The organism is Nonomuraea sp. NPDC049421, assembly GCF_040677005.1.
Classification (GTDB): Bacteria; Actinomycetota; Actinomycetes; order Streptosporangiales; family Streptosporangiaceae; genus Nonomuraea; species Nonomuraea salmonea.
Genome location: NZ_JBFAQA010000016.1, coordinates 103,330 through 128,191, shown reverse-complemented (window position 1 = coordinate 128,191; position 24,862 = coordinate 103,330). Strand labels below are relative to the sequence as shown.

Below are 24,862 nucleotides of genomic sequence, written 5' to 3'. Positions count from 1 at the left end.
GTCCCTACTGAGGAGCTTCGAGCCCGTGAGTGCACCGTTGAGGCTGATGGCCGTCCACGCCCACCCCGACGACGAGTCGAGCAAGGGCGCCGCCACCATGGCGCGTTATGTGCGCGAGGGCGTGGAAGTGCTGGTCTGTACGTGCACGGGCGGCGAACGAGGATCCGTGCTCAACAAGAAGATGGACCGGCCCGAGGTCGTGGCCAACATCGCGGAGGTGCGCAGGGCCGAGATGGCGCGGGCCCGCGAGATCCTCGGCGTGCAGCAGCGTTTCATGGGCTTCGTCGACTCCGGGCTGCCGGAGAGCGAGGACGAGGCGCTGCCAGAGGGCTGCTTCGCGGTGCAGAAGCTTGAGGACGCCACCGCGCCGCTGGTCGCCGCGATCCGCGAGTTCCGGCCGCACGTGATCATCACGTACGACGACGACGGCGGCTACCCGCACCCCGACCACATCATGACCAACAGGGTCTCGGTCGAGGCGTTCGAGGCGGCCGGCGACCCCGACCGCTACCCCGGCACCGGTGACCCGTGGCAGCCGCTCAAGCTCTACTACCACATGGGCTTCACCAAGGAGCGCTTCGAGGCGCTGCACGAGGCCATGATGGAGCGCGGGCTCGGCTCCCCCTACGCCGACTGGATCTCCCGCTGGGAGGACCGTCCCGCCAAGTGGCCGGTCACCACCCGCGTGCCGTGCGGCGACTACTTCGAGATCCGCGACCAGGCGCTGCTGGCGCACGCCACCCAGGTCGACCCCGACGACGGCTTCTGGTTCGTCTGCCCGCGCGAGCTGCAGCAGGAGATCTGGCCGACCGAGGACTACCACCTGGCCCGCTCGCTGGTCGACACCGCGGTGCCCGAGGACGACCTGTTCGCCGGCATCCACGCCGACGAGGTCGAACCGGCCTGCCACTGACCGGACCACGGCATCGCGGTGGCAGACTGGAGTCGTGACCGTTCTAGCAGCAGGTGAAGTCAGCCCGGGCCTGCTCGGGTTCGTGGTCGTGGCCGTGCTCGGTTTCGCGCTCTACATGCTGATCAAGTCGATGAACAAGCAGATGTCGAAGATCCAGGTGCCGCGCGAGCACGAGCAGGACAGCGACCAGGCCGAGCCGGCCCAGGCGTCCGCCCAGGCGTCGGGCAAGGCGGCGCGCGGCGCCGACGACAAGGCCGGCAAGTAGATGGCCGACGTCGTCGACAACCCGGCGGAGAGCCGCTTCGAGATCCGCGTGGACGGCGAGGTCGCGGGGTTCGCCGACTATCGCCTGCTGCCCACGAAGATCGTCTTCCTGCACACCGAGGTCAAGCCCGCCTACGAGGGGCAGGGGCTGGCCGCCGCGCTGGTCGCCCACGCCCTGCGGGCCAGCGCCGACACGGGGCTGAAGGTGCAGCCGCTCTGCCCGTACGTCGCCAAATACATCAAGCGGCACCCCGAGTTCCAGGAGCTCCTCGACACCGAGAGTTGACCCGGGGCTCAGTCCTCGCCCGACCAGGCGCGCTCCAGCGCCTTGGGCAGGCCCCACCAGCCCAGCGGGGTCAGCACGTCGTCGGCGTCCACGATGCCGAGCAGGCCCCACAGGCTCACCACCGAGGCGAAGAGGCTCTCGGTGGTGTGGAGGTCCTCGTCGTCCTGGTCGTCGATGTCGATGTCCTCCGACTCGGCGATCAGCCGCGCCATCCGCTCGGGCGAGGCCAGCACACCCGGCCCCATCCTGACCAGCGCCGCCACTCCGGCCAGCCAGTCGGCGTGCTGGATGGCGCACAGGTTGGCGAGTGCGGTGTCCTCCTCGCTCAGCTCCCTGTCGAGGTCGGCGAACTCCTCCAGCACGTCGGCGCCCTCCGACAGGTCGGCGATCGGCCCCGCGATGCCCGCCGCGACCGCCAGCCACAGCTCCACGTCGTCGTCGGGCAGCGGCCGCTCGTCGAAGCCCGCGCAGGCCCGCAGCACGCTGGAGGGGTAGCCGGGCAGGGCCAGCAGGGCGCGCAGCCTGGTCGCCGCCGTCTCCAGCTCCGCCATCGGCAGCTCGGGCTGCTTGGGCAGCTCGGCGAGTATGCGCCGCAGCTCCGACAGCGCGAACTCCTCCTCCTCGTCCCAGGCCGAGAACAGCTCCTCGTCCAGCTCGTCGCTCACCGCGAACCCGGGCACCCGGCCGTCGGACAGCGGCGTGCTCAGCCAGCTCTCCTGCAGCTCCTCGTACGCCGCGCGCGCCTCCTGGTCGCCGGCCGCCAGCGCGTCTGGGTCGATCTCCCCCGCCTCGACCTTGTCCTCCAGGTAGGCGACCAGCCGCGCGAACATCTCGGTCGCCACCGGCCCGCGCTCGTCCTCCTCAGGCCAGACGAAGTAGCTGGGCGTCATGAGGATCGGCTCGGTGCCCGTGGACTCGACCCACCGCTGCACGTCGCCCACCGTCGCCACGCCCGCCTCGATCGCGCTGAGCGTCGCCTTGGCCGACTCCCAGAAGGCCACCGACAGCGGGTTGCCCGCCGCGACCATGGCCCGCCGCAGATCGGGCAGCGCCACGAGCGCCACGCCCGAGGGGACGGCGAGCAGGGCACGCGCGACGTCCCTGCGGGTCACGGCCGTCGCCGGCCGGCCTGCGTGCGCGCAGACGAACTTGATATCCACCCCTCGTAACCTACGCGTGCCTGCGCGATGCCGCACGTCGCCGTGAGGTCCGCCACGACGGGGTGGCTAGTGTGGGCCGGGGAGGTCCTGATGAACCGCTTGAAAGACGCGACGAGCCCCTACCTGCTCCAGCACTCGGCCAACCCCGTCGACTGGTGGCCCTGGGGCGAGGAGGCGTTCGCGGAGGCGCGGCGGCGTGATGTGCCCCTGCTGATCAGCGTGGGCTACTCGGCTTGTCACTGGTGTCACGTCATGGCCCACGAGAGTTTCGAGGACGCCGAGACGGCCGCGTTGATGAACGAGCACTTCGTCAACGTCAAGGTCGATCGCGAGGAACGTCCCGACGTCGATGCCGTCTACATGAACGCCACGCAGGCCATGACCCGTCAGGGCGGCTGGCCGATGACGGTGTTCGCCACGCCGGAAGGACATCCGTTCTACTGCGGCACCTACTTCCCGCGGCCCCAGTTCAGGAGGCTGCTGCAGGAGGTGCACCGCGTCTGGACGGGCGACCGCGACTCCGTGGTCAGTCAGGGCGCCAAGGTCGTCGAGGCGCTCAACGCGCACACCTCGCTGCCCAGCGGGCCTGAGCCGGGTGAGGAGACGCTGCGGCAGGCCGTACAGAATCTGCGGGAGTCGTTCGACGCGGCCTCTGGCGGGTTCGGCGGCGCGCCCAAGTTCCCGCCGTCGATGGTGCTGGAGTTCCTGCTGCGTTCCGGCGAGCGCGAGATGAGCGTCAAGACGCTGGAGTCGATGGCCCGCGGCGGCATGTACGACCAGCTCGGCGGCGGTTTCGCCCGCTACAGCGTGGACGACCGCTGGGTGGTCCCGCACTTCGAGAAGATGCTCTACGACAACGCCCTGCTGCTGCGCGTCTACACGCACTGGTGGCGGGCCGGCGGCGGCGACCTGGCGCGGCGGGTGGCGCTGGAGACCGCCGGCTGGATGCTGCGCGAGCTGCGCACGGCCGAGGGCGGGTTCGCCTCCGCGCTCGACGCCGACAGCGAGGGCGTGGAGGGCAAGTTCTACGTCTGGACGCCGGACGAGCTGCGTGAGGTGCTCGGCGAGGACGACGGCCGGTGGGCGGCCGGGCTGTTCGAGGTGACCCCGCAGGGGACGTTCGAGCACGGCACCTCGGTGCTGCAGCTCCTGCGCGACCCGGAGGACCAGGCCCGCTACGAGGACGTGCGGGGGCGGCTGCTGGCCGCAAGGGAGCGGCGGGTCCGTCCGGGCCGCGACGACAAGGTGGTGGCCGCGTGGAACGGCCTGGCCATCGCGGCGCTGGCCGAGACCGGCGTCGCGTTCGAGCGGCCCGACCTGGTCGCGGCGGCCACGCAGGCGGCCGAGCTGCTGGCGGACGTCCACATCGACGGTGACCGGCTGCTGCGCACCTCCAGGGACGGCCGGGCCGGCACGAACGCCGGCGTGCTGGAGGACTACGGCGACCTCGCCGAGGGGCTGATCTCCCTGTACGGCGTCACCGGCGAGCCCAGGTGGCTCCGGCTCGCGGGCTCCCTGCTCGACACCCTGCTCGACCGGTTCTCCGATGGGGCCGGCGGCTTCTACGACACCGCTGACGACGCCGAACGCCTCTTCCAGCGTCCACAGGACCCGACCGACAACGCGACCCCCTCAGGCCAGTACGCGGCCGCCGGGGCGCTGCTGTCGTACGCCGCCCTGACCGGGTCCGCCCGGCACCGGGAGGCCGCGCTGGCCGCGCTCGGCACCGTGTCGGTGCTGGCCACCGGGCACGCCAGGTTCGCCGGGTGGGGGCTGGCCGTGGCGCGGGCGGCGCTGTCGGGGCCCGTGGAGGTCGCGGTGGTGGGTGCGGCCGACGACCCGCGTACGGCGGAGCTGCACCGCGCGGCGCTGCTGTCCGACGCGCCCGGCCTTGTGGTGGCGCTCGGCCGGCCCGGCGGCGACGGCTACCCCGCCCTGCTGGAGGGGCGCGGCCCGGTCGGCGGGGCACCGGCGGCGTACGTGTGCAGGGGCTTCACCTGCCGCATGCCGGTGACCACCGTCGAAGACCTCAAAGCCGAACTGGCCGGCTGAGCCCCGCACGCCCTGAGCGGCCGGCTGAGGCCCGCACGGCGCCCCACGGCCGGACCGGCCGGGGTAAGGCTCGTGCGGTGCCTCCCGGGCTCGCCGGCTAAGCGACGGGCTGGCGGTTGCGGCCGTCCGGGGGGCGGGTGTCCTGGAGGTCGTCCTGCTGGATGGACGGCTGGTCGGGCTCGTCCGTCTCCGGCGGCGCCATCTCCTCGGGCGGCCCGTCCGAGCGGCCCAGGTCGTCGGGCAGCTCGTCCGTCGGCGGCTCGTCGGTGGGCGGCAGGACGGGGTCGGACTCGGGGTCGTCCCAGCCGGGGTCGGCGGGCGGCGCGGTGTAGTCGGGCCTGGGCAGGTCACGGTCGCGGTCGGGCTCGGTGTAGCCGGACGACCAGCCGTACTCGGAAGGCTCGGGGAACTCCTCGACGGGCTTGCCCGCCATCGCCTCGGTCATGAACGCCCGCCAGATCTGCGCCGGCAGCTGCCCGCCGAACTGCGTGCCGTAGCCGGGGATGGTGACGGTGGCGTTGTCGTCGCGGAACATGTCGACCGCGACCGAGAGCTGCGGGGTGAAGCCGTTGAACCAGACCGACTTCGACTCGTCCGTGGTGCCCGTCTTGCCGGCGACGGGGCGGTCGTAGAGCCGGGCGGCGGTGCCGGTGCCGTACTTGACGACCTGCTGCATCGCGTACGTGGTGTCGGCGGCGGCCTGCTCGCCGACCACCTTGGTGGCGACCGGCTCGACGACCTGCTCGCGCCCCTCGGCGTCGGTCACCGACTTCACCACGTGGGCCTCCATGTGCACGCCCTTGTTGGCGAAGGTGGAGAAGCCCGAGGCGTTCTGGACGGCGCTGACGGACGCCACGCCGAGCGGGAAGGCGGCGGCGTGCTTGTGCTGGTCGAGCTGGGACGCGGGGATGCCGGCCGCCTCGGCGACCTCGGCCACCTTGTCGAGTCCGACCTTCTGGCCGAGGTCGACGAAGGCGGTGTTGACGGAGTTCTGGGTGGCGGAGATGAGGTTGATCTGCCCGTACGAGCGGTCGCCGTCGTTGGGGATGGCCTGTGCGGCCGAGGCGACCCGCAGCGGCGAGTTGCCGTCGACCCTGGTGGACAGGTCGAAGCCGTTGTCGAGCGCGGCGGCCAGCGTGTACGGCTTGAACGTCGACCCCGCCATGACCTTGGCCGAGAACGCGCTGTCGTAGTACTTCGACTGTGACGGCTTGCCGCCGTAGAAGGCCACGACCTCGCCCGTGGCGGGATCGACGGCGGCGAGCCCGGTGCGCACCTTCTTCGGCGTGGCGTCGGGCAGCACCTCGGTGACCGCCCGCTTGGCGGCCTGCATGAGCTTCTTGTCGAAGGTCGTGACGATCTTGAGGCCGCCGCCGTTGATGTCCTCGTCGCTGTAGCCGCGCCGGTTGAGCTCGGCGGTGACCTGCTCCAGCATGTATTGGGCCTGGCCCTTGAGTTCGAACGGCTTCTTCGGCTCGACCAGCTCGGGGAAGCGCTCGGCGGCCACCTGCTGCGGGGTCAGCGCGCCGGTCTGCCCCATCGCCTTGATCACCGACTGCCAGCGCGCCCTGGCCGCCGCGAGGTCGGAGCCCTTGGGGTCGGCGAAGCGGCTGGGCTGCTGGATCACCGCCGCCAGATAGGCGCCCTCGGCCACGCTGAGCTTCTCGACGTCCTTGCCGAAGTAGGCGCGGGCGGCCGACTGGACGCCGTTGGCGCCCCGTCCGAAGTAAATCGTGTTGAGGTATTGCTCCAGCACCCAGTCCTTCGACTTGGACTGGTCGACCTTCATCGCGATGAGGATCTCTTTGAACTTGCGGGTGACCGAGCGCTCCTGGCTGAGGCCGCTGTAGTAGTTGCGGACGAGCTGCTGGGTGATGGTGGAGCCGCCCTGGAGCTGGCGGCCGGTGAGCGTGGACCAGACGGCCCGCGCGGTGCCCTTGACCGACACGCCGGCGTCCTCGTAGAAGGAGCGGTTCTCGGCGGCGATGACGGCGTCGCGCACGTGCTTGGGCACCTGCGACAGATCGACCCGCCGGCGGTCGACGCCCTGCCGGGCGAGCACGCTCTTTCCGTCGCGGTAATAGATCACGGAACCCTGTGCGGTCGCCTGCTTCTGGGTCTCGTCCGGAATGGGAGTCAGTGCCCACGCAACGGCGAAAAGCCCGACCAGTACGAGGATTCCCGCGCCGCTGGATATCAGGACTATTCGGAGAATCCGCCGCTTCCGCATTCCTTTTCCACCGCCACTACGCACCCTTCGGCCACCCCCCTCGTCGACCCTCGCCCAACCCCCGCAAGCTGGGCGAATGCCAAGGGTAAACGATCCACAACGGTGCCTCGTCCCTAGCGATACTACGACTGGCGGCCCTCGCGACGTGGAACATCGGCGACCAAAGGCAGCACTCGGTAGGGAACCGGAGTGTCAAGGGCGATGATCGAATTAGTCCGGAGTACGCCCCGTACATCGACGATCAAGTCGATAACCCGCTGCAAATCGGCGTTCGTCCGCGCCACGACGCGGCAGAGGAGATCGCTGTCGCCGGTGATCGTGTGCACCTCCAGCACCTCGGGGATGGCCGCCAGCCGGTCGGCCACCGGGTCGTGCCCGGCCACCTGCCTGATCTCCATCGTCACGAACGCCGTCACGTCATAGCCGAGCGCGGCGGGCGACACGTCGGGGCCGAAGCCGGTGATCACGCCGCGGTCCACGAGGCGGTCGAGCCTGGCCTGCGCGGTGCCGCGCGCCACGCCGAGCCGGCGCGAGCACTCCAGCACGCCGAGCCGGGGCTCGGCGGCGAGCAGGGCGATGAGACGGGCGTCGAGGTCATCGATCGTCATGCTGTACAGATTTACCGTCTATGGCGGGCTGATACTAGGCAGATTGTGCACTCATATAAGTAACTCTTGCGCAACTCGTCCAGGAAAATCGAGAGTTGGTGGTATGAGTGATGTCTTTCCGGTCAACGGCATGGACGCCGTGGTGTTCGCCGTGGGCAACGCCAGGCAGGCGGCCCACTACTACTCGACCGCTTTCGGCATGCGACTGGTCGCCTACCGGGGCCCGGAGAACGGTGATCGGGACACGGCCGCGTACGTGCTGACCTCGGGCGGCGCCACGTTCGAGTTCCGCGGGTCGCTGCGGCCCGGCACCGACCTGGCCCGGCACGTGGCCGCGCACGGCGACGGGGTCATCGACCTGGCCATCCAGGTGCCCGACGTGGAGGCCGCCTACGCGCACGCCGTGGCGCACGGGGCGCGGGGGCTGGTGGAGCCGTACACGATGGAGGACGAGCACGGCAAGGTGCAGCTCGCGGCCATCGCGACGTACGGTGAGACCCGGCACACCCTGGTCGACAGGTCCAACTACGGCGGCCCCTATCTGCCCGGCTACGCCGCCGCCGAGCCGCTGGTCGCCCCGCCCGCCACCAAGAACGGCCGGCTCTTCCAGGCCGTCGACCACTGCGTCGGCAACGTCGAGCTGGGCAAGATGGACGAGTGGGTGGAGTTCTACCGCAAGGTGATGGGCTTCACGAACATGGCCGAGTTCATCGGCGACGACATCGCCACCGAGTACTCCGCGCTCATGTCCAAGGTCGTCGCCGACGGCAGCCGCAAGGTCAAGTTCCCGCTCAACGAGCCGGCGGTCAGCCGCAAGAAGTCGCAGATCGACGAGTACCTCGAGTTCTACGGCGGGCCGGGCGTGCAGCACATCGCGCTCGCCACCAACGACATCCTCACCACCGTCGACCACATGCGCGCCGCCGGGGTGCGCTTCCTCGACACCCCCGACTCCTACTACGACGATCCCGAGCTGCGCGAGCGCATCGGGCAGGTGCGGGTGCCGATCGAGGAGCTGAAGAATCGCAAGATCCTCGTGGACCGCGACGAGGACGGCTACCTGCTGCAGATCTTCACCGAGCCGGTGCAGGACAGGCCCACGGTCTTCTTCGAGCTCATCGAGCGGCACGGCTCGCTCGGCTTCGGCAAGGGCAACTTCAAGGCGCTGTTCGAGGCCATCGAGCGCGAGCAGGAGCGCAGGGGCAACCTTTGATGTAGCCGGTGGTTTGCCTCGGGAGGGCGGCGGTCATCCATCCCCGCATGGGACTGCCGCCTCCGGGGCTGGCGGGGCGCTGGCGGCGGTTGTTCGCCGGCGTGCTCGACTGGCTGATCGTCAACGTCATCACCACCCCCTTCACCTGGACGACCTGGACCTACGCCTGGGACGCCGGCGTGTGGGCGCGCTATCCCGTCGAGCACACCTTCTTCGCCGGCCTGGTCGCCTTTCTCTATTTCTGGCTGCTCCACGCCTTCTGGAATGGTCAGACTCTGGGAAAGAAACTCTTCGGCATCCGTGTCGTGGCGGAATCCGGCGGCAGTATGGGCGTGGGGCAGGTCGCCGTCAGGCAGGCCGTGGAGAGCGTGCTCGTCTGGTTCTGCTGTCTGGGCGCGTTGCTCGATCTCGGCTGGATCCTCTTCGACCCGCGCAAGCAGGCCCTGCACGACAAAGCCGCGAGGACCGTCGTCGTCATCGCCTGACGCAGCGTAAACTTCTGGTCACGATACGAAGGGGGCTCGTATGCGTTTCACCAGAAGCGGGGTGGCGTTGCTGGCGGCGCTCAGCACCTTGACCGCCTGTACGGCGAGCGACGAGCCGCCGCCGATCGGCAACTCGGTGGTCGGGGGCGAGCGCGCGGGGGCGGCCGGCATCGGCGACCCCGACTTCCCGAAAGACGGAAACGGCGGCTACGACGTCGCCCACTACGACCTCGACGTCACCTACACGCCCAAGGCCAAGCGCCTCGACGGGGTCGCCACCATCCGCGCCGCCGCCACCCAAGACCTGTCCAGCTTCAACCTCGATCTCACCGGCCTGCACGTGCGCGGGGTGAGCGTCGACGACGCGGCGGCCACCTTCACCCGGCAGGGCTCCGAGCTGACCGTGCGGCCGGCCAGGACGATCGGCGCCTCGTCCTCCTTCACCGTCAAGGTCACCTACTCCGGCCGGCCGAGGCCCGCCAACGACAGCGCCAACCTCGGCACCTACGGCTTCATCCCCACCCCCGACGGCGCCTTCGTGGCCTCCGAGCCCAACGGCTCCAAGACCTGGTTCCCCAGCAACGACCACCCCGCCGACAAGGCCACCTTCGACTTCACCATCACCGTGCCCGCCGGGGTGACCGCGCTGGCCAACGGCGAGATGACGGCCAAGCCCGCCACCAAGGGCGGCCTGACCACCTACAAGTGGAGCGAGCGCCACCCCATGGCCACCTACCTCGCCACGGCCACGCTCGGCAAGTTCGACCTGCGCGAGGGCAGGACCGCCGCCGGCATACTCAACCTCGCCGCCACCGACCCCAGGTTCAAGCGCTCGCTCGACCACCTCTACACCGCCTCAGGCGAGATCACCGACTACTGGACGACGGTCTTCGGCCCCTACCCGTTCTCCTCCACCGGCGGCGTCGTCGACGACTACTCCGCCGGCTACGCGCTGGAAAACCAGACCAAGCCCCTCTACGGCGGCTTCGAGCCCGACGAGTCGATCATCGCGCACGAGCTGGCCCACCAGTGGTTCGGCAACAGTTTGACCATCGAGCGGTGGAAGGACCTCTGGCTCAACGAGGGCTTCGCCACCTACGCCGAATGGCTGTGGTCCGAGCACAAGGGCACCAAGACCGCCGACGCCACGTTCAACGAGCTCCACGCGCGGCCCGCGTCCGACCCCATGTGGTCCTACCCGCCCGGCCGCGCCAAGCCCGACGACCTGTTCAACCAGTCCGTCTACACGCGCGGCGGCATGACGCTCCACGCGTTGCGCAAGGCCATCGGCGACCCCACGTTCTTCGCCCTGCTCAAGACCTGGACGGCCGAGCACCGCTACGGCAACGTCACCACCGAGCAGTTCATCGGCCTGGCCGAGCGGCTGTCGGGCAAGGACCTCGGCCCCCTCTTCGACGCCTGGCTCTACCAGCCCAGCCGTCCCGCCTGACCGCGCTCGGAAACGCTTCCCGCCGCCCGGTCCAAGTAGGGGTGTAAGGGCGAACGACGAAGGGAGCGAGGCCGGTGCGCCTCAACGAAGACCCCGGGGCCTTTGAGGCCTTCTATCGCCGCCACGTCGACGCCGTCCAGCGGTTCGTGGTCCGCCGGGTCAGCGACCCCCACTTGGCCGCGGACCTGACGGCGGACGTCTTCCTGGCGGTGCTCGACTCCGCGCACACCTACCGCGCCGGCCGGGGCAGCGAGGTCGCCTGGCTGTACGGCATCGCACGCAACGTGGTGTCGGCCCAGCACCGGCGGGCGGCTCGCGAGTCGCGGGCCACGGGCCGGGTCGCCGGGCGGCGGCTGATGGACGACGACGACCTGGCCAGGATGGAGGAGCGCATCGACGCCGAGCGGCAGATGCGCGGCGCTCTGGAGGCCATGGCGGTGCTGCCCGAGGGCGAGCGGGCGGTGCTCGAGCTGGTCGCGATCGACCAGCTCACCGTCACCGAGGCCGCCGCGGCGCTGGGCATCAGGCAGGTGACCGCGCGGGTCAGACTCCACCGGGCCAGACGTGCCCTCTCCGGCGTCGCTTCGCCATCGGCCGTGTACGTGGAAGGACAGACGTGAGCACCTTCGAGGACCGCCTTCTCAGTGCACTCAAGGACGAGATGAGGACGAGGATGGCGACAGAGACGACGCCGGACGTGACGCCTGAAGTGACGGCGGTAGTGACGGCGCCCGCACGGCGCCCGCGCCGGCTGGTGGGGCTGACCGCCGCGGTGGCGGGGGTCGCGGCGGCCGCCACCGCGGTGGTGGTGCTGGCCGGGGTGGGCTCGGAGCCCGCGTACGCGGTCAGCAAGGGCTCCGACGGCGGGGTCAGCGTACGCATCCACGCCTTCACCGACCCCGACGGCCTCGAACGCGACCTGGCCGCGGCCGGCGTCCCTGCGGCGGTGGACTATCTGCCCGAGGGCCAGACCTGCAAGGCGCCGCGCGGCCGTCACGCGGACGCGGGAGGGGCCTTCGCGACGGGCATCCGCAAGGACGGCGACGGCATCGCCTTCACCATCGAGAAGGGCCAGGTCCCCAAGGGCTCCACGCTGGTCCTGACCGTCTCGAAGAGCGCCCAGGGCGACACGGCACCTCCCTCCGCCACCAGCCTGGAAATCGTCGAGGGCCAGGTGGCTCCCTGCGAACCCGCCTCCCTCCCCCTGCCGCCTCCCGGCCAGGGCAGGTCCGGCGGCCATCAGGACGAGGGCCCGTCAACGAACTCCCGCCCCGACCCCGACGACGGCCCCACCCTCACCACCACCCACCCCTGACCGAGGCCAGGCCCGGTGCCCCCTCCCCGAGCAGCGAGGAGACACCGGGCCTAGGCTGCCGTGCACTGGACTCCCCGACCTCCATAGGCAAGGGACGCGTCACTCTCCGGACCCGCAGACCGAAGCGCACGTAGAATCCCGAGCCCCGCAGGCCGAAGGCCGCGCCGCCCCCAGCCTCCGCAAGCCAAAGGCCGCCCCGCTCCCCCGACCCGCAGACCGAAGCGTTGCTTTCGGGCCTTTTGGGTCGGGGGTCAGGTGGGCCAGTAGCGGTCGGTGGCCAGGTGGAGGGCGGCGGCGCCGACGAGGCCCGCGTCCTGGCCGAGTGCGGCGGGCAGCACCTCGACGTTCCGGGCGAAGCCCATCCTGGCGTGCTCGCGCAGCGCCTCCTCCAGCGGGCCGAACAGCGGCTCCCCCGCCTGCGCCAGCCCCCCGCCGACGGTGACCAGGCCGAGGTCGCACAGGTGCGTGGCGGAGGCGATCGCCACGCCGAGCGCCCGCCCGGCCCGCCGCATCGCCCGTACGGCCACCGGGTCCCCGGCCAGCGCGTCCGCCGCCAGCTCCCGCGCCGTCACCTCCCGATCCTCCCGGTACGCGACCCCCTCCCCGCCAAGACCACTCCCGGCCGCCCCCCGCTCCCCCGGGAACGCGACCTCCTCCCCACCAAGACCGCTCCCGGGCGCCGCCCGGTTCCTCCGGAACGCGACCCCGTCCCCGTCGTATTCGCTCCCGGTCAGCACGCGGCCCCCGGCGGCATCGGCGTGCAGCGCGCCCTCGCCGTCCCGTTCTGCCGGCCGCACGTGCGTCCCGTCAGGCCGCCCGGACTCGCCGCCTGCGGCGCCGCCGCATCTCACGGCGGTGTCCGACTGTTGGGGGGTGTCTGGGGACACGTCGAGGACCCGGCGGGCGGTGACCGGTGCGGGGACGGGAGCCGGGGATTTGCGGGGGTTCGGGCGCCAGCCGTTCGCCAGGGCCCAGGCGGTCAGGGCGGGGCCGCGGGCCACTGCCTCGAGGCAGCCGTGGCCGCCGCACGTGCAGCGGGGGCCGTCGTGGGGCTCGACCACGACGTGGCCGATGTGCCCGGCGTTGCCGGTGCGGCCGTGGGCCAGGCGGCCGCCCAGGATCAGGCCACCGCCCACGCCGGTGGAGACGACCATGCCGAGCATGTCCGTGCTGCCGCGCCCGGCGCCCAGCCAGTGCTCGGCGACGGCCAGGCAGACGGCGTCGTTGTGCAGGCGTACCAGTAAGGAGGGGAACCGCTCCGCGAGGCGGGCGCGCAGCGGGAAGCGCCGCCAGCCGGGGATGTTGAGCGGCGAGACCTCGCCGTCCGGCCAGCTCATCGGGCCGCCGCAGCCCACCCCCACCGCGTCCGCGTGACCCGCGAGGGGCTCGACCAGGGCGATGAGCGTACGCCAGAGGGTCTCGGCGTCCGCGCCCTGCGGCGTCGCGACCCGCCGCCGTCCGGTCACCGTCCCGTCGCGGGAGACCAGGCCGGCGGCCAGTTTGGTGCCGCCGACGTCAATGGCGAGGATCACGAAGTCCCGGCCCGTACGCCGCGCAGGACGGGCCTCGTCACGACCGGCCCTGTACCCCGTGAGCCCCGTGAGCCCCGTGAGCCCCATTTCGCGGGCAGCGTCACGGGGTGCTCGTAGGGCTGGAGAAGACCAGGACGGAGGCGGTGAAGCCGTGGACGTGGTTGTGGCCGGCGACCGGCCCGACCTCGCCGGCCGCGAAGAAGCCCGCCACGCCGATCGGGCCCAGCGTGTCGCGCAGCGCGACCGGGTCGTGGTCGGCGGTGCCGAACATGGCGGAGCCGCGCCCGTTGCAGGAGAACAGCAGCGCCCCGTCCACCTTGCCGATCTCCTCGCGGTGGGCGTCGAGCAGGTCGTAGAGATCCTCGTCGGCGGTGGCGGCGTCGCGGACCTGGAAGCGTACGGTCCTGCCGACCTCGACGACGTCCCCGATGGCGACGGCCTCCCTGTCGGGGTCGATGCCGATGACGCCCCGGATGAGGAAGTCGCCGCGTTCGTGGCGTTCGGCGTACTCGTCCATGGCCAGGCCGATCTGCAGCCCGGAGGCGACGAGCTCGCGGTCGTCCTCGTCGAGGTCGCTGACGATGTCCTCGAGGCGGGCGAGCGCGGGCTGCCCGGCCAGTTCCAGCAGCAGGTTGTCCTCGGAGGCGGTGACGACCATGCTGGGGCCGATCGGCCGGCAGCCCTGGCTCACCACCGTGCTGACCTTGATCGGCCCGCTGAGCAGCACGCCGATGGCGCCCTCTGTGTAGATCTCGCCGTCGGCGAAGAGGCGTACGGACCCGCGTCCCTGCAGCCCGTTGGCCAGCCCGCCGATGAGCGGCAGCTCCCCGAGCACGTCGACCGAGCGTTCCACGAACGCGTCGGTCGGAAAGGTGTACGGGTCGGCCAGCAGGATCGCCACGTGGTCGTCCCCGTTGCGCTCCGGCAGCCCCACGACCACGAACCGGTCCTCGGCCGCCAGCGTCTCCAGCGCGAACGTGGTGAGCCGAGCGCCCTCCAGGGTCGCCGCCCACGCGCTCACGGCGGGAGTCAGCTCCACCCCCTGACCGTCACCGATCACTCCGGTGGCGCTGCATCCGATCACGTGCGCTTCGGGCGCGAGTTTCATCGCGGCCTCGCCGGCCCTGGCGACGTCGTCGGGGTCGTCGCCGCAAATGAAGAAGCAGACCAGATCTGCTTGGCCGCTGAGCCTCGACAGTGCCTGGCCGACGGCGTTCTCCGCGGCCTCCACCAGGTCGGAACCCACGGCGAGGCCGTCGGCGAAGCGGCTTGTCATCAAGGCCACGGATCTCGCCTCCCTCGACATGTCCAAGTTCCCTAGGCCCGATTCTCCCCACTAAAGGGACAAGCACGCGCACGAACCGTCACCTAATAGTCAAGATCCGAAATCTCCGCCAGGTGCGAAAGTCTCTGCCACATTCCTCGCAGGGGACGTAGTCTCGTTCCCGTGCATCAGCCACGTATTCTCCGCGAGTTGCGAGAGAGCGGCCACGTTCATCGCAGCGTCAAAGCCGAGGTCCGGGAAAACCTGCTGGCCAAGCTGCGGGCGGGTGAGCCCCGCTTCCCCGGCATCGTGGGCTTCGACGACACCGTCCTGCCCCACCTGGAGCGGGCGCTGCTCGCCGGGCACGACCTGGTTCTGCTGGGCGAGCGCGGTCAGGGCAAGACCCGGCTCATCCGCACGGTCACGGGCCTGCTCGACGAGTGGACGCCGGTGATCGAGGGCTGCGAGATCAACGACCACCCGTACGCGCCGGCCTGCACCCGCTGCCAGGCTCTGGCGCGGGAGCTGGGCGACGAGCTGCCGGTGGCGTGGAAGCACCGCGACGAGCGCTACGGCGAGAAGCTCGCCACTCCCGACACCTCCGTGGGCGACCTGATCGGCGACGTCGACCCGATCAAGATCGCCGAAGGGCGCCGGCTCGGCGACCCCGAGACGGTCCACTACGGCCTGGTGCCGCGCACCAACCGCGGCGTCTTCTCCGTCAACGAGCTGCCCGACCTGGCAGAGCGCATCCAGGTGTCGCTGCTCAACGTGCTGGAGGAGCGCGACGTCCAGGTGCGCGGTTACAACCTGCGCCTGCCGCTCGACCTGCTGCTCATCGCCAGCGCCAACCCCGAGGACTACACCAACAGGGGCCGGATCATCACGCCGCTGAAAGACCGGTTCGGCGCCGAGATCCGCACCCACTACCCGCTGACCGTCGAGGACGAGCTGACGCTCATCCGCCAGGAGTCCATGCCGGACATCGGGGCCGACGTCCCCGAGCACCTGGTCGAGGTGATCGCCCGCTTCACCCGGCTCGTCCGCGAGTCGACCGCGGTCGACGCCCGTTCCGGCGTGTCGGCCAGGTTCTCGATCGCCGCGGCCGAGACCGCGGCCGCCTCGGCGGTGCGCCGTGCCGCCCTCACGGGCGAGGACCAGCCGGTCACCCGCGTGGTCGACCTCGGCTGCGTGGTCCACAGCCTGCGCGGCAAGGTGGAGTTCGAGGTCAGCGAGGAGGGCAGGGAGACCGAGATCCTGGCCCACCTGCTGCGCCGGGCGACGGCCGAGACGTTCAGGAGCCGGCTGGGCGGCATGGACCTGTCGCCGGTGACCGACAAGTTCGCCGAGGGCAACCAGGTGGAGTCGGGCGAGCTGGTCTCCGCCGGTGACCTGCTCACCCGCATCGGGCCGGTCGCCGGTCTCGCCAAGGTCATGTCGCGGCTCGGCATGGGCGCGGGCGAGGAGTCGCCCGGGCACGCGGCGGCGGCGCTGGAGTTCGCCCTTGAGGGTCTTTACCTGATGCGGCGGCTGTCCAAGGAAGATCTTGACGGCGTGACCGTTTACCGCACGTGAACATGTCGGCGGTCTCCCGCGTCAAAGGGGGTGAGTTCATCACTTAGCCGGGGGAGACCGTCATGCGCCTGCTTGCCTGCGCCACCGCCGCCGCTCTCGTCCTGGGCGGGTTCGCGGCACCCGCCGAGGCCGCCACGTCCGCGTACGGGTACGCGTGGGCCGACGGCCAGGGCCGCCTGCGGCTCGTGCCCCAGAAGGCGGCCCGGGTCAAGGGCACCAGGTTCCACCGGCTGGCGAGCGTCGCCGGGGCCAAGGAGCTGCGGCTCGGCTACGCCAAGGCCGCGTACGGGCGGGTCACGACGGCCTGCGACCTGAAGGAGACCGAGGGCAGGGTCGCGCTCGACGGCAACGGGCTGGGCCGTACGCGCTGCGCGCCCGCCGACCTGACCGCCTCGCTGGCCCGCGGGCCCGTGCCGGTGCGGGTCGAGTACCGCAGCGGCGCGGCTGTCCGGGTCAACGAGATCCTGCTCAACGAGTGGCCCGAGCCGCGGACGGCCACGGGGACGATCAAGCGGGTGAACGACACGACCGTGTTGTTCGCGAGCGGCGGAAAGACGGTCAAGCTGGGCTACACGTACGCGACCACGTTCTCCCGCACCACGGCCCGCTGCGGCGACGGCTGGCTCACCGGCCGCCCGGTCAACGCGGACAAGAACGGCCTGGGGAAGAAAGCGTGCAGGTGGACGGACCTGACGAAGGCCCTCAAGACCGTCAAGTACCCCGTCCTGGCGAAGATCGACTACACGCCCGGCTCCGGCGCGCTCAACCAGGTGTGGGAGGTCTTCGGCGACGCCTGAGCTCTCGGCGTAACACCACGGGGCTTGTTTCGGGGTTAGCGTGGTTTCGTGATGGCCTTCCGCTATGGCGAGTACCACGACGGCCCCGATCCCCTGGCGCCTCCCTATGACGTACGCGCCGCGCTCGACGAGATGGGCGACGCCATCCTGTCGGGCTCGACCCCGGTCCATGCCCTGCGCGACCTGCTCAAGCGCGGCCTGCCGGGCACCCAGGAGCGGCGCGGGCTCGACGACATGCTCAGGGAGGTCCGCAAGCGCCGCCGTGACCTGCGCGAGCGCGGGCGGCTCGACGGCACGCTGGAGCGGGCGAGGGCGCTGCTGGACAAGGCGATCGGGCAGGAGCGGGCCGAGCTGTTCCCCGACCCGTCCGACGACGCGCGGCTGCGGGAGGCGGGCCTCGACGCGCTGCCCGAGGACACCGCGAGCGCGATCCAGGAGCTGAGCTCTTACGACTGGCGTTCCCAGGCGGCCAGGCAGACCTTCGAGGAGCTGCGCGACCTGCTGCGCCGGGAGGTGCTCGACAGCCAGTTCAGAGGGCTGCGCGACGCGCTGGCCAACCCCGATCCCGAGGCGATGCAGCGCGTCCGCGAGATGATGGCGGACCTCAACGCGATGCTCGACAAGGACGCCCGCGGCGAGCACACCCAAGCCGATTTCGAGCAATTCATGTCGTCTTATGGCGACCTGTTCCCCGAGAAGCCCCGCAACCTCGACGAGCTGGTCGACATCCTCGCCCGCCGCGCCGCCGCCACCCAGCGCATGCTGGCCTCGATGACGCCGCGCCAGCGCGAAGAGCTGGGCAATCTGATGAACCAGACCCTTGAGCAGGCGGGTTTGGCCGACGAGATGCGCCGGCTCGGCGAGGCCCTCTACTCCCGCCGCCCCGACCTCGCCTGGAACGCCCCCGAGCGCCTCACCGGCGAAGAGCCGCTGGCCATGGGCGACGCCGTCACCGCGCTTGAGGAGCTGGCCGACCTCACCCAGCTCGAGACCGCCCTGCGCCAGGACTACCCGGGCGCGCGGCTCGACGACATCGACGAGGCCGCCGTACGCCGCGCGCTCGGCCGCTCAGCGGTCGACGACCTCGAAGCGCTCAAGCGCATCGAACGCGAGCTTGAGGAGCAGGGCTACCTCCTGCGCCGGCGCGGCAAGCTGGAGCTGACCCCCAAGGCCGTGCGCCGGCTCGGCGAGACCGCGCTGCGCCGGGTCTTCTCCTCGCTCGACGCAGGGCGCCGAGGTGACCACGACCAGCGCGACGCCGGCTCGGCCGGAGAGCTGACCGGGTCGTCGCGGCCGTGGCGGTTCGGCGACGAGCAGCCCATCGACGTCGTACGCACGCTGGTCAACGGCGTGCGCAGCGGCGGCGTCACCCTCGGCGACCGGGTCGGGGTGCGGCTGTCGGTCGACGACTTCGAGGTGGCCGAGACCGAGCGGCGCAGCGCGGCGGCCGTCTGCCTGCTGGTCGACCTGTCCTACTCCATGGCGCTGCGCGGCACGTGGGCCGCCGCCAAGCAGACGGCGCTGGCCCTGCAGGCGCTGGTGGCCTCGAAGTTCCCGCAGGACGCCGTGCAGATCATCGGCTTCTCCAACTACGCCAGGGTGCTGCAGCCCGACGAGCTGGCCGGGCTCGACTGGGACATGGTCCAGGGCACCAACCTGCACCACGCGCTGCTCATCGCCGGACGCCACCTCGACCGCCACCCCGACTTCGAGCCGGTGGTGCTGGTCGTCACCGACGGCGAGCCGACCGCCCACCTCATGCGCAACGGGCGCTCGGCGTTCGAGTGGCCGCCGTCGCACGAGACGCTGGAGCTCACGCTGTCCGAGGTGGACAAGATGACCCGGCGGCGGGCCACGCTCAACGTCTTCATGCTGGCGGCCGACGACCGGCTGAAGGAGTTCGTGGACGAGGTGGCGCGGCGCAACGGCGGGCGGGTCTTCTCGCCGAGTGCCGACCGGCTGGGCGAATACGTGGTGAGCGACTTCCTGCGGTTGCGCCGTACGCGCTGACGGCCGCGAGGTTGTCGGTGCCGCCTGCGAGACTGCCCGGCATGGACGTACGGCTGAGAGACGTGACGGAGGCCGATCTGGAGGTGTTCCTGGCGCAGGAGCACGATCCCGAGGCGGCGCGGCGGTCGAGGTTCGCGCCACGCGAGCGTGAGGCGTTCCTGCGCCACTGGAAGGCCAACATCCTCGGCGACCCGACCGTCTACGTGCGGGCCGTGCTGGCCGACAGGGAACTGGCGGGCAACCTGGTGGCGTGGTGGGAGGAGGAGCGGCGCTTCATCGGCTACTGGTTCGGGCGCGCCTTCTGGGGGCGCGGCATCGGCAGCCGCGCGATGGCGCTCTTCCTCGCCGAGGAGCCCAACCGCCCGCTGTACGCCGACCCCCACGAGGGCAACACCGCCTCCGTCCGCCTGCTGGAGAAACACGGCTTCCAACGCGAGGGCATCGTCCACCACGGCGACGACCACCACATCATGCTGGCCCTCCACACCCCCAAGCCCTAGCCACCACCACAGGCAGGGCACGCACGAAGGCGTGCCCGGGCTGGTCTTCGTCGGGTGTTGCTCAGCGCCGGACTTCCAGGACCAGTTTGCCGGTGGTGGCCGCTGATTCGATGCGGCGGTGGGCTTCTGCGGCCTGGGTCAGGGGGAGCCGGTCGATCTGCACGCGCAGGTCGCCGCTCGCGGCGGCGTTCACGGCTCGGCGGAGGGCCTGGCCTGCGGTTTCCGGGAAGGTGGCGGCGAAGGCGGAGGCTGCCCCACCCGCAGCCCTTCGACACCGGGGCCCAGCGCCCTGACGTGACCGGACACCTCGATCGCCAGGACGAACGGCAGCGCGAGCGCTTCGCGCCTGGCACGCAGGAACTCCTTGAGCTGCTCACGGCGACGCTGACTGGCACTCACGAAACACACCATAAGCGACAAAAACCGCTACGGACCGGCCTCCCGGGCGGCTGCGAGGAGGCGGGCGGACAGGGCTTGGCAGCGGGCGGCCAGCTCGGGCGGGTCGAGGACGTCGAAGTCGTGTCCGAGCAGCACCACGTGCATGAGCACGAAGTCGAGGTCGTCGGCGCCGGCGACCACCTCGCAGCCGTCGCTCCCCCGGTCGTGCACGACGCCCGCCGCCGCCGGCACCTGCGCCCGCACCACCTCGAACGGCGCGTGCACGAGGAAGCGCGCCTGGTGCCGGTAGACGCGCGTGGTGACGCTCTCCTGCACGTACGCCGCCGCGTCCGGCGCCTCCCGTGGCCGGAACCGCCGGGTCCGCGCGGCCACCTCGCTCATCCGATCGACCCGGAAGCTACGCCAGTCGTCGCGGCCGAGGTCGAAGGCGAGCAGATACCAGCGCCGGGAGGAGGCGACCAGCCGGTACGGCTCCACCGTCCGCGTCCGCTGCCCCTCCCGCGACGGGTAGGCGAAGGCGACCTCCACCTCGTCCCGGCACGCCCTGGCCAGCGTCATCAGCACCTTCGGGTCGATCGGATCCCGGCCGCCACCGGCGAAGGACTCCACCGAGCCGGCCAGCGCCCGCACCTCGTGCCGCAGCCGCGTGGGCAGCACCCGGTCGAGCTTGGTGAGCGCCCGCAGCGCGGCGTCACCCGCGCTGGCCACCGCCCCACCGGCCCCGACCAGTAGGGAGACGGCGGTGGCGATCGCCTCCTCGTCGTCGAGGAGCAGCGGCGGCAGGTCCTGCCCCGGGCCGAGCTGGTAGCCGCCGCCGACCCCCTGGCTGGCGTGCACCGGGTAGCCGAGCGTGCGCAGGCGTTCGACGTCGCGCCGCACGGTACGTGAGGTCACCCCGAGCCGGGCGGCCAGCTCGGGCCCGGTCCAGATCTGGCGCTGCTGGAGCAGCCCGAGCAGGGTGAGCACCCGCTCCGTCGTTCCGCGTTCGTCCTCGCTTGCCAGGGTCATTTTTTCAGCCTGCCAGAGATTGCGGACCGATCCTGTCCGCTAGGGGTGTCATCGTGGAGCCATGAGCACAACCGCGTTCGACTGGAACGGGACGCTGCGCGAGCAGTTCACCTGGCACTGGCATAACCAGCTGCGGCCCCGCTTGGAGGGGCTCACCGACGACGAGTACTTCTGGTCTCCCGTGCCCGACCCCTGGAGCGTGTGGCCGCGCGGCCGGTCGACGGCACCCATCCAGGGCGGGGCGGGAGACTTCACCATCGACTTCGCCTATCCGACACCGGTCCCGGCGCCGTTCACCACCATCGCCTGGCGGCTCGGGCACGTCATCGTCGGCGTGCTCGCCGCTCGCACCGCGTCCCACTTCGGGGGACCGCCGGCGTCGTACGAGACCTGGGAGTACGCCGGCACCGCGGCGCAGGCGCTCGACCAGCTGGACAGGGAGGTCGAGGCGTGGCTGGCCGGCGTTCAGGGGCTGGGCGAGGACGAGCTGCGCGTCCCGGTCGGGGACAAGGAGCCGTACCCTGAATCCCCCATGGCGGATCTGGTGCTGCACATCCACCGCGAGCTGATCCACCATCTGTCCGAGGTCTGCCTGCTGCGCGACCTCTACCAGCACACCCACCTGGCGAACGACGCACGAACCACGGAAGGCGCCCAGCAATGAGCCGGCACGTTCAGATCACCTTCGACGCTCACGACCCGCGCGCGCTGTCCGTCTTCTGGCGCGACGTGCTCGGGTACGTCCACCCCGCGCCTCCCGGGGTCGAGCTGCCCGCGGGCGCCGACCCGCTGGCCGCGTGGGACGACTTCCTGGAGCGCATGGGCGTGCCGGAGGAGCGGCGCAACAGCAGCTCGGCCATCGAGGACCCCGACGGCGCCGGGCCCCGGGTGTTCTTCCAGCAGGTGCCCGAGGACAAGGTCGCGAAGAACCGCGTGCACCTCGACGTGCGTGCCGCTCCCGGCCTGACGGGCGACGAGCGCATGGCGGCGCTGGAGGCGGAGTGCGAGCGGCTGCTCAAGCTGGGCGCCACCCGGGTCCAGAGGTACGAGCCGCAGCCGCCGATGAGCGGCGGCCACATCGTGATGCTCGACCCGGAAGGCAACGAGTTCTGCCTGGACTGAACCCTGCACGGCAGGCGAGGGGTCAGGGGCGCGGGGCGAGAGGGTCAGGCGTCCACGAGGCGCGAGTAGAAGTCGAGGGCGACGTCGAAGCCGTCGCGGCAGTTGCGGTGGGAGCGGTAGCAGGGGCGCCAGGCCGAGCTGGCGCCCACCCCGGCGCGCGCGTCGCGCAACGCCTCGCGGACCCGCTCGGGCCGCGGCAGCAGCCCGTGACCGAGATAACGGACGCCCGAAAGCTCGGTGTGCTGCCCGCGCCCGCCGGCGACGAACCGGCCGAGCCGCCACCCGCTCTCTTCGTCCCACACGAGCGCGGTGCCGTCGGTGAGCTTGACCGTGGCGTCACGCGGATCGCAGGGGCCCTCCCACCAGTCCGAGACCTCTGACCCGAGCAGTTCGACAACGCGCTGCACGTAGCTGATCGGCTGCTGCAGCCACTCGTCGGAGTACGGCTCGACGTGCTTGATGGCCACGGACGGCACCTCCTTGTGCCCAAACGGTAAGGAAAAAGCGGCGTTGCCCAACCATACCCGCGCCGAACTTATTCCGTTGCACAGCCGTCTAGTCATTACGGACGATATTTACGTCCCCGACGGGGAAGGAGGAGGACCCATGATTACCGCGGTGCTCCTCGTCGTGCTCATGGTCGTCACGGTGACGGCCATGGAGCTGTGCATGCATTGCTCTGCCAAGAGCAAAGAGAGTGTCGAATCCCCCGGCGAGATCACCGGGGACTAGTCTCTCCCGCATGGACCTGCTTCTCTGGCTGCACATCGGATTCGCGATCTTCACGCTCGGTCCGATCACCGCGGCGACGATGTCGGCGCCCCGGGTCATCCGCACCAAGAACGTGCCCGCGCTGCGCTTCATCCAGCGCACGACCAGGATCTACGCCATCGGCAGCATCGGCGTGTTCGTGTTCGGCCTGATCCTCGGCATCGTCATGGGCGGCGGGCTGCTCGGCCGCTGGTATATGACGGCGTCGATGACATTGTTCATCGTGGGCATCGTGCTGCTCGTCCTCATCGACCGTGACCTGCGCGCCGCCGTACAGGCGCTCTCCAACGAGAGCGCCGAGGACGACGCGAAGGTCGAGAACGGACGGATCGCCGCGATCAGCAGCCTGCTGTCGGTGATCTGGCTGGTGATCCTCTTCCTGATGGTGGTGCCCGAGTAGGGAGCCACCGTCAGGAACGGCTCAGCCCAGCGCCTGGGTGAGGTCGGCGAGCAGGTCGTCGGCGGTCTCGATGCCGACCGACAGGCGCACCAGGTCGGCGGGCACCTCGAGCGGCGACCCGGCGGCCGAGGCGTGCGTCATGCGGCCGGGGTGCTCGATGAGCGACTCCACTCCCCCGAGCGACTCCCCCAGCGTGAAGAGCTTGGCGCGGTCGCACACCGCCACGGCCTCCGCCTCGCCCCCTGCGACGCGGAACGACACCATGCCGCCGAACCTGCGCATCTGCTTCGACGCCACCACGTGGCCGGGGTGGTCGGGCAGCCCCGGATAGAGCACCTCGGTCACCTTCGGGTGCGACAGCAGCAGGTCGACGACGCGCTCGGCGTTGGCGCAGTGGCGGTCCATGCGCACGCCGAGCGTCTTGAGCCCGCGCAGCGTCAGCCAGGCGTCGAACGGCCCGGCCACCCCGCCGATCGAGTTCTGATGGAAGGCCAGCTCCTCGCCGAGCCCCGCGTCGGCGGCCACCAGCGCGCCGCCCACCACGTCGGAGTGCCCGCCGACGTATTTGGTGGTCGAGTGCACGACCACGTCGGCGCCGAGCGCGAGCGGCTGCTGCAGGTAGGGCGAGGCGAAGGTGTTGTCGACGACCAGCAGCGCGCCGTTGTCGTGGGCGAGCTGCGCCAGAGCGGCGATGTCGGCGATGCCGAGCAGCGGGTTGGTGGGCGTCTCGACCCAGACGACCCTGGTCTTCTGCGTCATGGCGGTGGCCACGGCGTCGAGGTCGTGGAGCGGCACGGGGTCGTAGTGCAGGCCCCAGCGCTCGTGGACCTTGGAGAAGAGGCGGTAGGTGCCGCCGTAGGCGTCGCCGGGGATGATGACGTGGTCCTGCGGCTTGCAGACCGTACGCAGGAGGGTGTCCTCGGCGGCGAGACCCGACGCGAACGCGAGCCCGCGCGCGCCGCCCTCCACGGCGGCCAGCGCGGCTTCGAGCGCGGTCCTGGTCGGGTTGGCCGAGCGGCTGTACTCATATCCGGACCGCAGGCCGCCCACGCCGTCCTGCTTGTAGGTGGACGTGGCGTAGATCGGCGGCACGACCGCGCCGGTCAGCGGGTCGGGCTCCTGACCTGCGTGAATGGCCAGGGTCTCAAAACCGTTGCTCATACCAGCCACGTTAGTGGACGCGCGCCGCGCTCAAGCCGCCCTGGTCTCGTGCCTGTCCCCGCCGGACCGCGCGGGCAACCGAACGACGTCCGCGTCGATGAATCGGCCACTGCCGCCCTCCGCGTGCTCCCCGTTGATGCGCGAGAGCAGTACCGGGTCGGCCAGCGCGAGCATCACCGCGACGACCAGCCCGACCCCGAGGAGGGCGAACCCGATGGCAACCATGTCTGTCCCCTTTCCGACCTCTCCAGCATCGGCGAGGGCCCCCGTCCGCCACCTCCCCTGAAGGGCTGGTCTACGGAACGCCCGGTCGGCCGAACGGTCGATACGGCTTGTCCGACTTCAGG

General features: G+C 71.1%; 27 protein-coding genes and 1 pseudogene. 17 read left to right on the top strand and 11 right to left on the bottom strand.

The features are described 5' to 3' along the window. Positions 1–25 precede the first annotated feature (25 nt). From mca to AB0K18_RS26590, 3 genes are read left to right on the top strand one after another with little or no spacing between them, the layout of a single operon-like run. The gene (mca, locus tag AB0K18_RS26600; protein WP_364919082.1) at positions 26–913 is read left to right on the top strand and encodes a mycothiol conjugate amidase Mca; all 888 of its coding nucleotides are present in this window, start codon (positions 26–28) and stop codon (positions 911–913) included. A 34-nt stretch (positions 914–947) separates the two neighbouring features. Continuing rightward, positions 948–1,178, top strand: coding sequence for a hypothetical protein (locus AB0K18_RS26595; protein WP_364919080.1), 231 nt, complete (start codon positions 948–950; stop codon positions 1,176–1,178). Continuing rightward, a complete protein-coding gene (locus tag AB0K18_RS26590; protein ID WP_364919078.1) occupies positions 1,179–1,463 on the top strand; it encodes a GNAT family N-acetyltransferase in 285 nt (94 codons plus the stop codon). An 8-nt stretch (positions 1,464–1,471) separates the two neighbouring features. On the opposite strand, the gene AB0K18_RS26585 is transcribed toward AB0K18_RS26590, so the two are convergent. Next, entirely contained in the window at positions 1,472–2,623 is a 1,152-nt protein-coding gene (locus tag AB0K18_RS26585; RefSeq protein ID WP_364919075.1) for a hypothetical protein, read from the bottom strand. Positions 2,624–2,713: 90 nt separating this feature from the next. On the opposite strand from AB0K18_RS26585, the gene AB0K18_RS26580 reads away from it, so the two are divergent. Beyond that, a complete protein-coding gene (locus AB0K18_RS26580; RefSeq protein WP_364919072.1) occupies positions 2,714–4,675 on the top strand; it encodes a thioredoxin domain-containing protein in 1,962 nt (653 codons plus the stop codon). A 97-nt stretch (positions 4,676–4,772) separates the two neighbouring features. Here AB0K18_RS26580 and AB0K18_RS26575 read toward each other — a convergent pair whose 3' ends face one another. Together AB0K18_RS26575 and AB0K18_RS26570 are read right to left on the bottom strand one after the other, a co-directional pair. Beyond that, positions 4,773–6,764 (bottom strand): transglycosylase domain-containing protein, encoded by a 1,992-nt coding sequence (locus AB0K18_RS26575; RefSeq protein WP_364919069.1) that lies wholly within the window; start codon positions 6,762–6,764, stop codon positions 4,773–4,775. Positions 6,765–7,027: 263 nt separating this feature from the next. Then, positions 7,028–7,513, bottom strand: coding sequence for an Lrp/AsnC family transcriptional regulator (locus AB0K18_RS26570; RefSeq protein ID WP_364919066.1), 486 nt, complete (start codon positions 7,511–7,513; stop codon positions 7,028–7,030). A gap of 103 nt (positions 7,514–7,616) precedes the next feature. Here AB0K18_RS26570 and hppD point away from each other — a divergent pair, with 103 nt between their 5' ends. From hppD to AB0K18_RS26545, 5 genes are all read left to right on the top strand, one after another. Beyond that, positions 7,617–8,726 carry a 4-hydroxyphenylpyruvate dioxygenase gene (gene hppD, locus AB0K18_RS26565; RefSeq protein ID WP_364919064.1) on the top strand — a complete coding sequence of 370 codons (1,110 nt, stop codon included), beginning with the start codon at positions 7,617–7,619 and terminating at the stop codon, positions 8,724–8,726. A gap of 47 nt (positions 8,727–8,773) precedes the next feature. Continuing rightward, positions 8,774–9,211 (top strand): RDD family protein, encoded by a 438-nt coding sequence (locus AB0K18_RS26560; protein ID WP_364919061.1) that lies wholly within the window; start codon positions 8,774–8,776, stop codon positions 9,209–9,211. 40 nt (positions 9,212–9,251) lie between these two features. Continuing rightward, the gene (locus AB0K18_RS26555) at positions 9,252–10,661 is read left to right on the top strand and encodes a M1 family metallopeptidase (RefSeq protein ID WP_364919058.1); all 1,410 of its coding nucleotides are present in this window, start codon (positions 9,252–9,254) and stop codon (positions 10,659–10,661) included. A gap of 74 nt (positions 10,662–10,735) precedes the next feature. Then, positions 10,736–11,281, top strand: coding sequence for an RNA polymerase sigma factor (locus AB0K18_RS26550; RefSeq protein ID WP_364919055.1), 546 nt, complete (start codon positions 10,736–10,738; stop codon positions 11,279–11,281). Between the two features lie 53 nt (positions 11,282–11,334). Beyond that, positions 11,335–11,976: a hypothetical protein gene (locus AB0K18_RS26545; RefSeq protein ID WP_364919052.1), complete on the top strand. Its 642-nt coding sequence runs from the start codon at positions 11,335–11,337 to the stop codon at positions 11,974–11,976. 251 nt (positions 11,977–12,227) lie between these two features. On the opposite strand, the gene AB0K18_RS26540 is transcribed toward AB0K18_RS26545, so the two are convergent. Beyond that, complete coding sequence (locus tag AB0K18_RS26540; protein WP_364919049.1) at positions 12,228–13,508, bottom strand: ROK family protein; 1,281 nt, start codon at positions 13,506–13,508, stop codon at positions 12,228–12,230. A gap of 100 nt (positions 13,509–13,608) precedes the next feature. Beyond that, a complete protein-coding gene (locus AB0K18_RS26535; RefSeq protein WP_364919269.1) occupies positions 13,609–14,784 on the bottom strand; it encodes an FIST N-terminal domain-containing protein in 1,176 nt (391 codons plus the stop codon). 171 nt (positions 14,785–14,955) lie between these two features. On the opposite strand from AB0K18_RS26535, the gene AB0K18_RS26530 reads away from it, so the two are divergent. The 4 genes from AB0K18_RS26530 to AB0K18_RS26515 all read left to right on the top strand — a co-directional run bounded on the left by AB0K18_RS26530 (position 14,956) and on the right by AB0K18_RS26515 (position 19,654). Further along, positions 14,956–16,347: a sigma 54-interacting transcriptional regulator gene (locus AB0K18_RS26530; protein ID WP_364919046.1), complete on the top strand. Its 1,392-nt coding sequence runs from the start codon at positions 14,956–14,958 to the stop codon at positions 16,345–16,347. 62 nt (positions 16,348–16,409) lie between these two features. Next, the gene (locus tag AB0K18_RS26525; RefSeq protein ID WP_364919043.1) at positions 16,410–17,144 is read left to right on the top strand and encodes a hypothetical protein; all 735 of its coding nucleotides are present in this window, start codon (positions 16,410–16,412) and stop codon (positions 17,142–17,144) included. A gap of 51 nt (positions 17,145–17,195) precedes the next feature. After that, entirely contained in the window at positions 17,196–19,154 is a 1,959-nt protein-coding gene (locus tag AB0K18_RS26520) for a hypothetical protein (RefSeq protein ID WP_364919041.1), read from the top strand. 41 nt (positions 19,155–19,195) lie between these two features. Further along, positions 19,196–19,654, top strand: a complete 459-nt coding sequence (locus AB0K18_RS26515; RefSeq protein ID WP_364919038.1) for a GNAT family N-acetyltransferase — start codon at positions 19,196–19,198, stop codon at positions 19,652–19,654. Positions 19,655–19,715: 61 nt separating this feature from the next. On the opposite strand, the pseudogene AB0K18_RS26510 reads toward AB0K18_RS26515, so the two are convergent. From AB0K18_RS26510 to AB0K18_RS26500, 3 genes and pseudogenes are all read right to left on the bottom strand, one after another. Next, positions 19,716–19,880 (bottom strand): annotated as a pseudogene (locus tag AB0K18_RS26510) (zinc-binding dehydrogenase); the annotation flags it as partial. Continuing rightward, positions 19,844–20,053: a hypothetical protein gene (locus tag AB0K18_RS26505; protein ID WP_364919035.1), complete on the bottom strand. Its 210-nt coding sequence runs from the start codon at positions 20,051–20,053 to the stop codon at positions 19,844–19,846. The pseudogene AB0K18_RS26510 and the gene AB0K18_RS26505, both read right to left, overlap by 37 nt. A 27-nt stretch (positions 20,054–20,080) precedes the next feature. Next, positions 20,081–21,061, bottom strand: a complete 981-nt coding sequence (locus AB0K18_RS26500; RefSeq protein WP_364919033.1) for a YafY family protein — start codon at positions 21,059–21,061, stop codon at positions 20,081–20,083. 61 nt (positions 21,062–21,122) lie between these two features. Here AB0K18_RS26500 and AB0K18_RS26495 point away from each other — a divergent pair, with 61 nt between their 5' ends. Continuing rightward, entirely contained in the window at positions 21,123–21,725 is a 603-nt protein-coding gene (locus AB0K18_RS26495) for a DinB family protein (RefSeq protein WP_364919030.1), read from the top strand. Next, a complete protein-coding gene (locus tag AB0K18_RS26490; RefSeq protein ID WP_364919028.1) occupies positions 21,722–22,183 on the top strand; it encodes a VOC family protein in 462 nt (153 codons plus the stop codon). Before AB0K18_RS26495 ends, AB0K18_RS26490 begins: the two co-directional genes overlap by 4 nt. A 44-nt stretch (positions 22,184–22,227) precedes the next feature. Here the strand turns inward: AB0K18_RS26490 and AB0K18_RS26485 are convergent, their stop codons facing one another. Continuing rightward, a complete protein-coding gene (locus tag AB0K18_RS26485; RefSeq protein WP_345390187.1) occupies positions 22,228–22,650 on the bottom strand; it encodes a DUF6292 family protein in 423 nt (140 codons plus the stop codon). A 139-nt stretch (positions 22,651–22,789) separates the two neighbouring features. Between AB0K18_RS26485 and AB0K18_RS26480 the strand changes: the two genes are divergently transcribed. Both AB0K18_RS26480 and AB0K18_RS26475 read left to right on the top strand, forming a co-directional pair. Further along, positions 22,790–22,915, top strand: coding sequence for a hypothetical protein (locus tag AB0K18_RS26480; protein ID WP_364919024.1), 126 nt, complete (start codon positions 22,790–22,792; stop codon positions 22,913–22,915). Positions 22,916–22,925: 10 nt separating this feature from the next. After that, complete coding sequence (locus tag AB0K18_RS26475; RefSeq protein WP_364919022.1) at positions 22,926–23,354, top strand: hypothetical protein; 429 nt, start codon at positions 22,926–22,928, stop codon at positions 23,352–23,354. 21 nt (positions 23,355–23,375) lie between these two features. On the opposite strand, the gene AB0K18_RS26470 is transcribed toward AB0K18_RS26475, so the two are convergent. Next, the gene (locus AB0K18_RS26470; protein WP_345390193.1) at positions 23,376–24,515 is read right to left on the bottom strand and encodes a cystathionine gamma-synthase; all 1,140 of its coding nucleotides are present in this window, start codon (positions 24,513–24,515) and stop codon (positions 23,376–23,378) included. A 30-nt stretch (positions 24,516–24,545) separates the two neighbouring features. Beyond that, positions 24,546–24,740 carry a hypothetical protein gene (locus tag AB0K18_RS26465; RefSeq protein ID WP_364919019.1) on the bottom strand — a complete coding sequence of 65 codons (195 nt, stop codon included), beginning with the start codon at positions 24,738–24,740 and terminating at the stop codon, positions 24,546–24,548. Between the last annotated feature and the right edge of the window lie 122 nt (positions 24,741–24,862).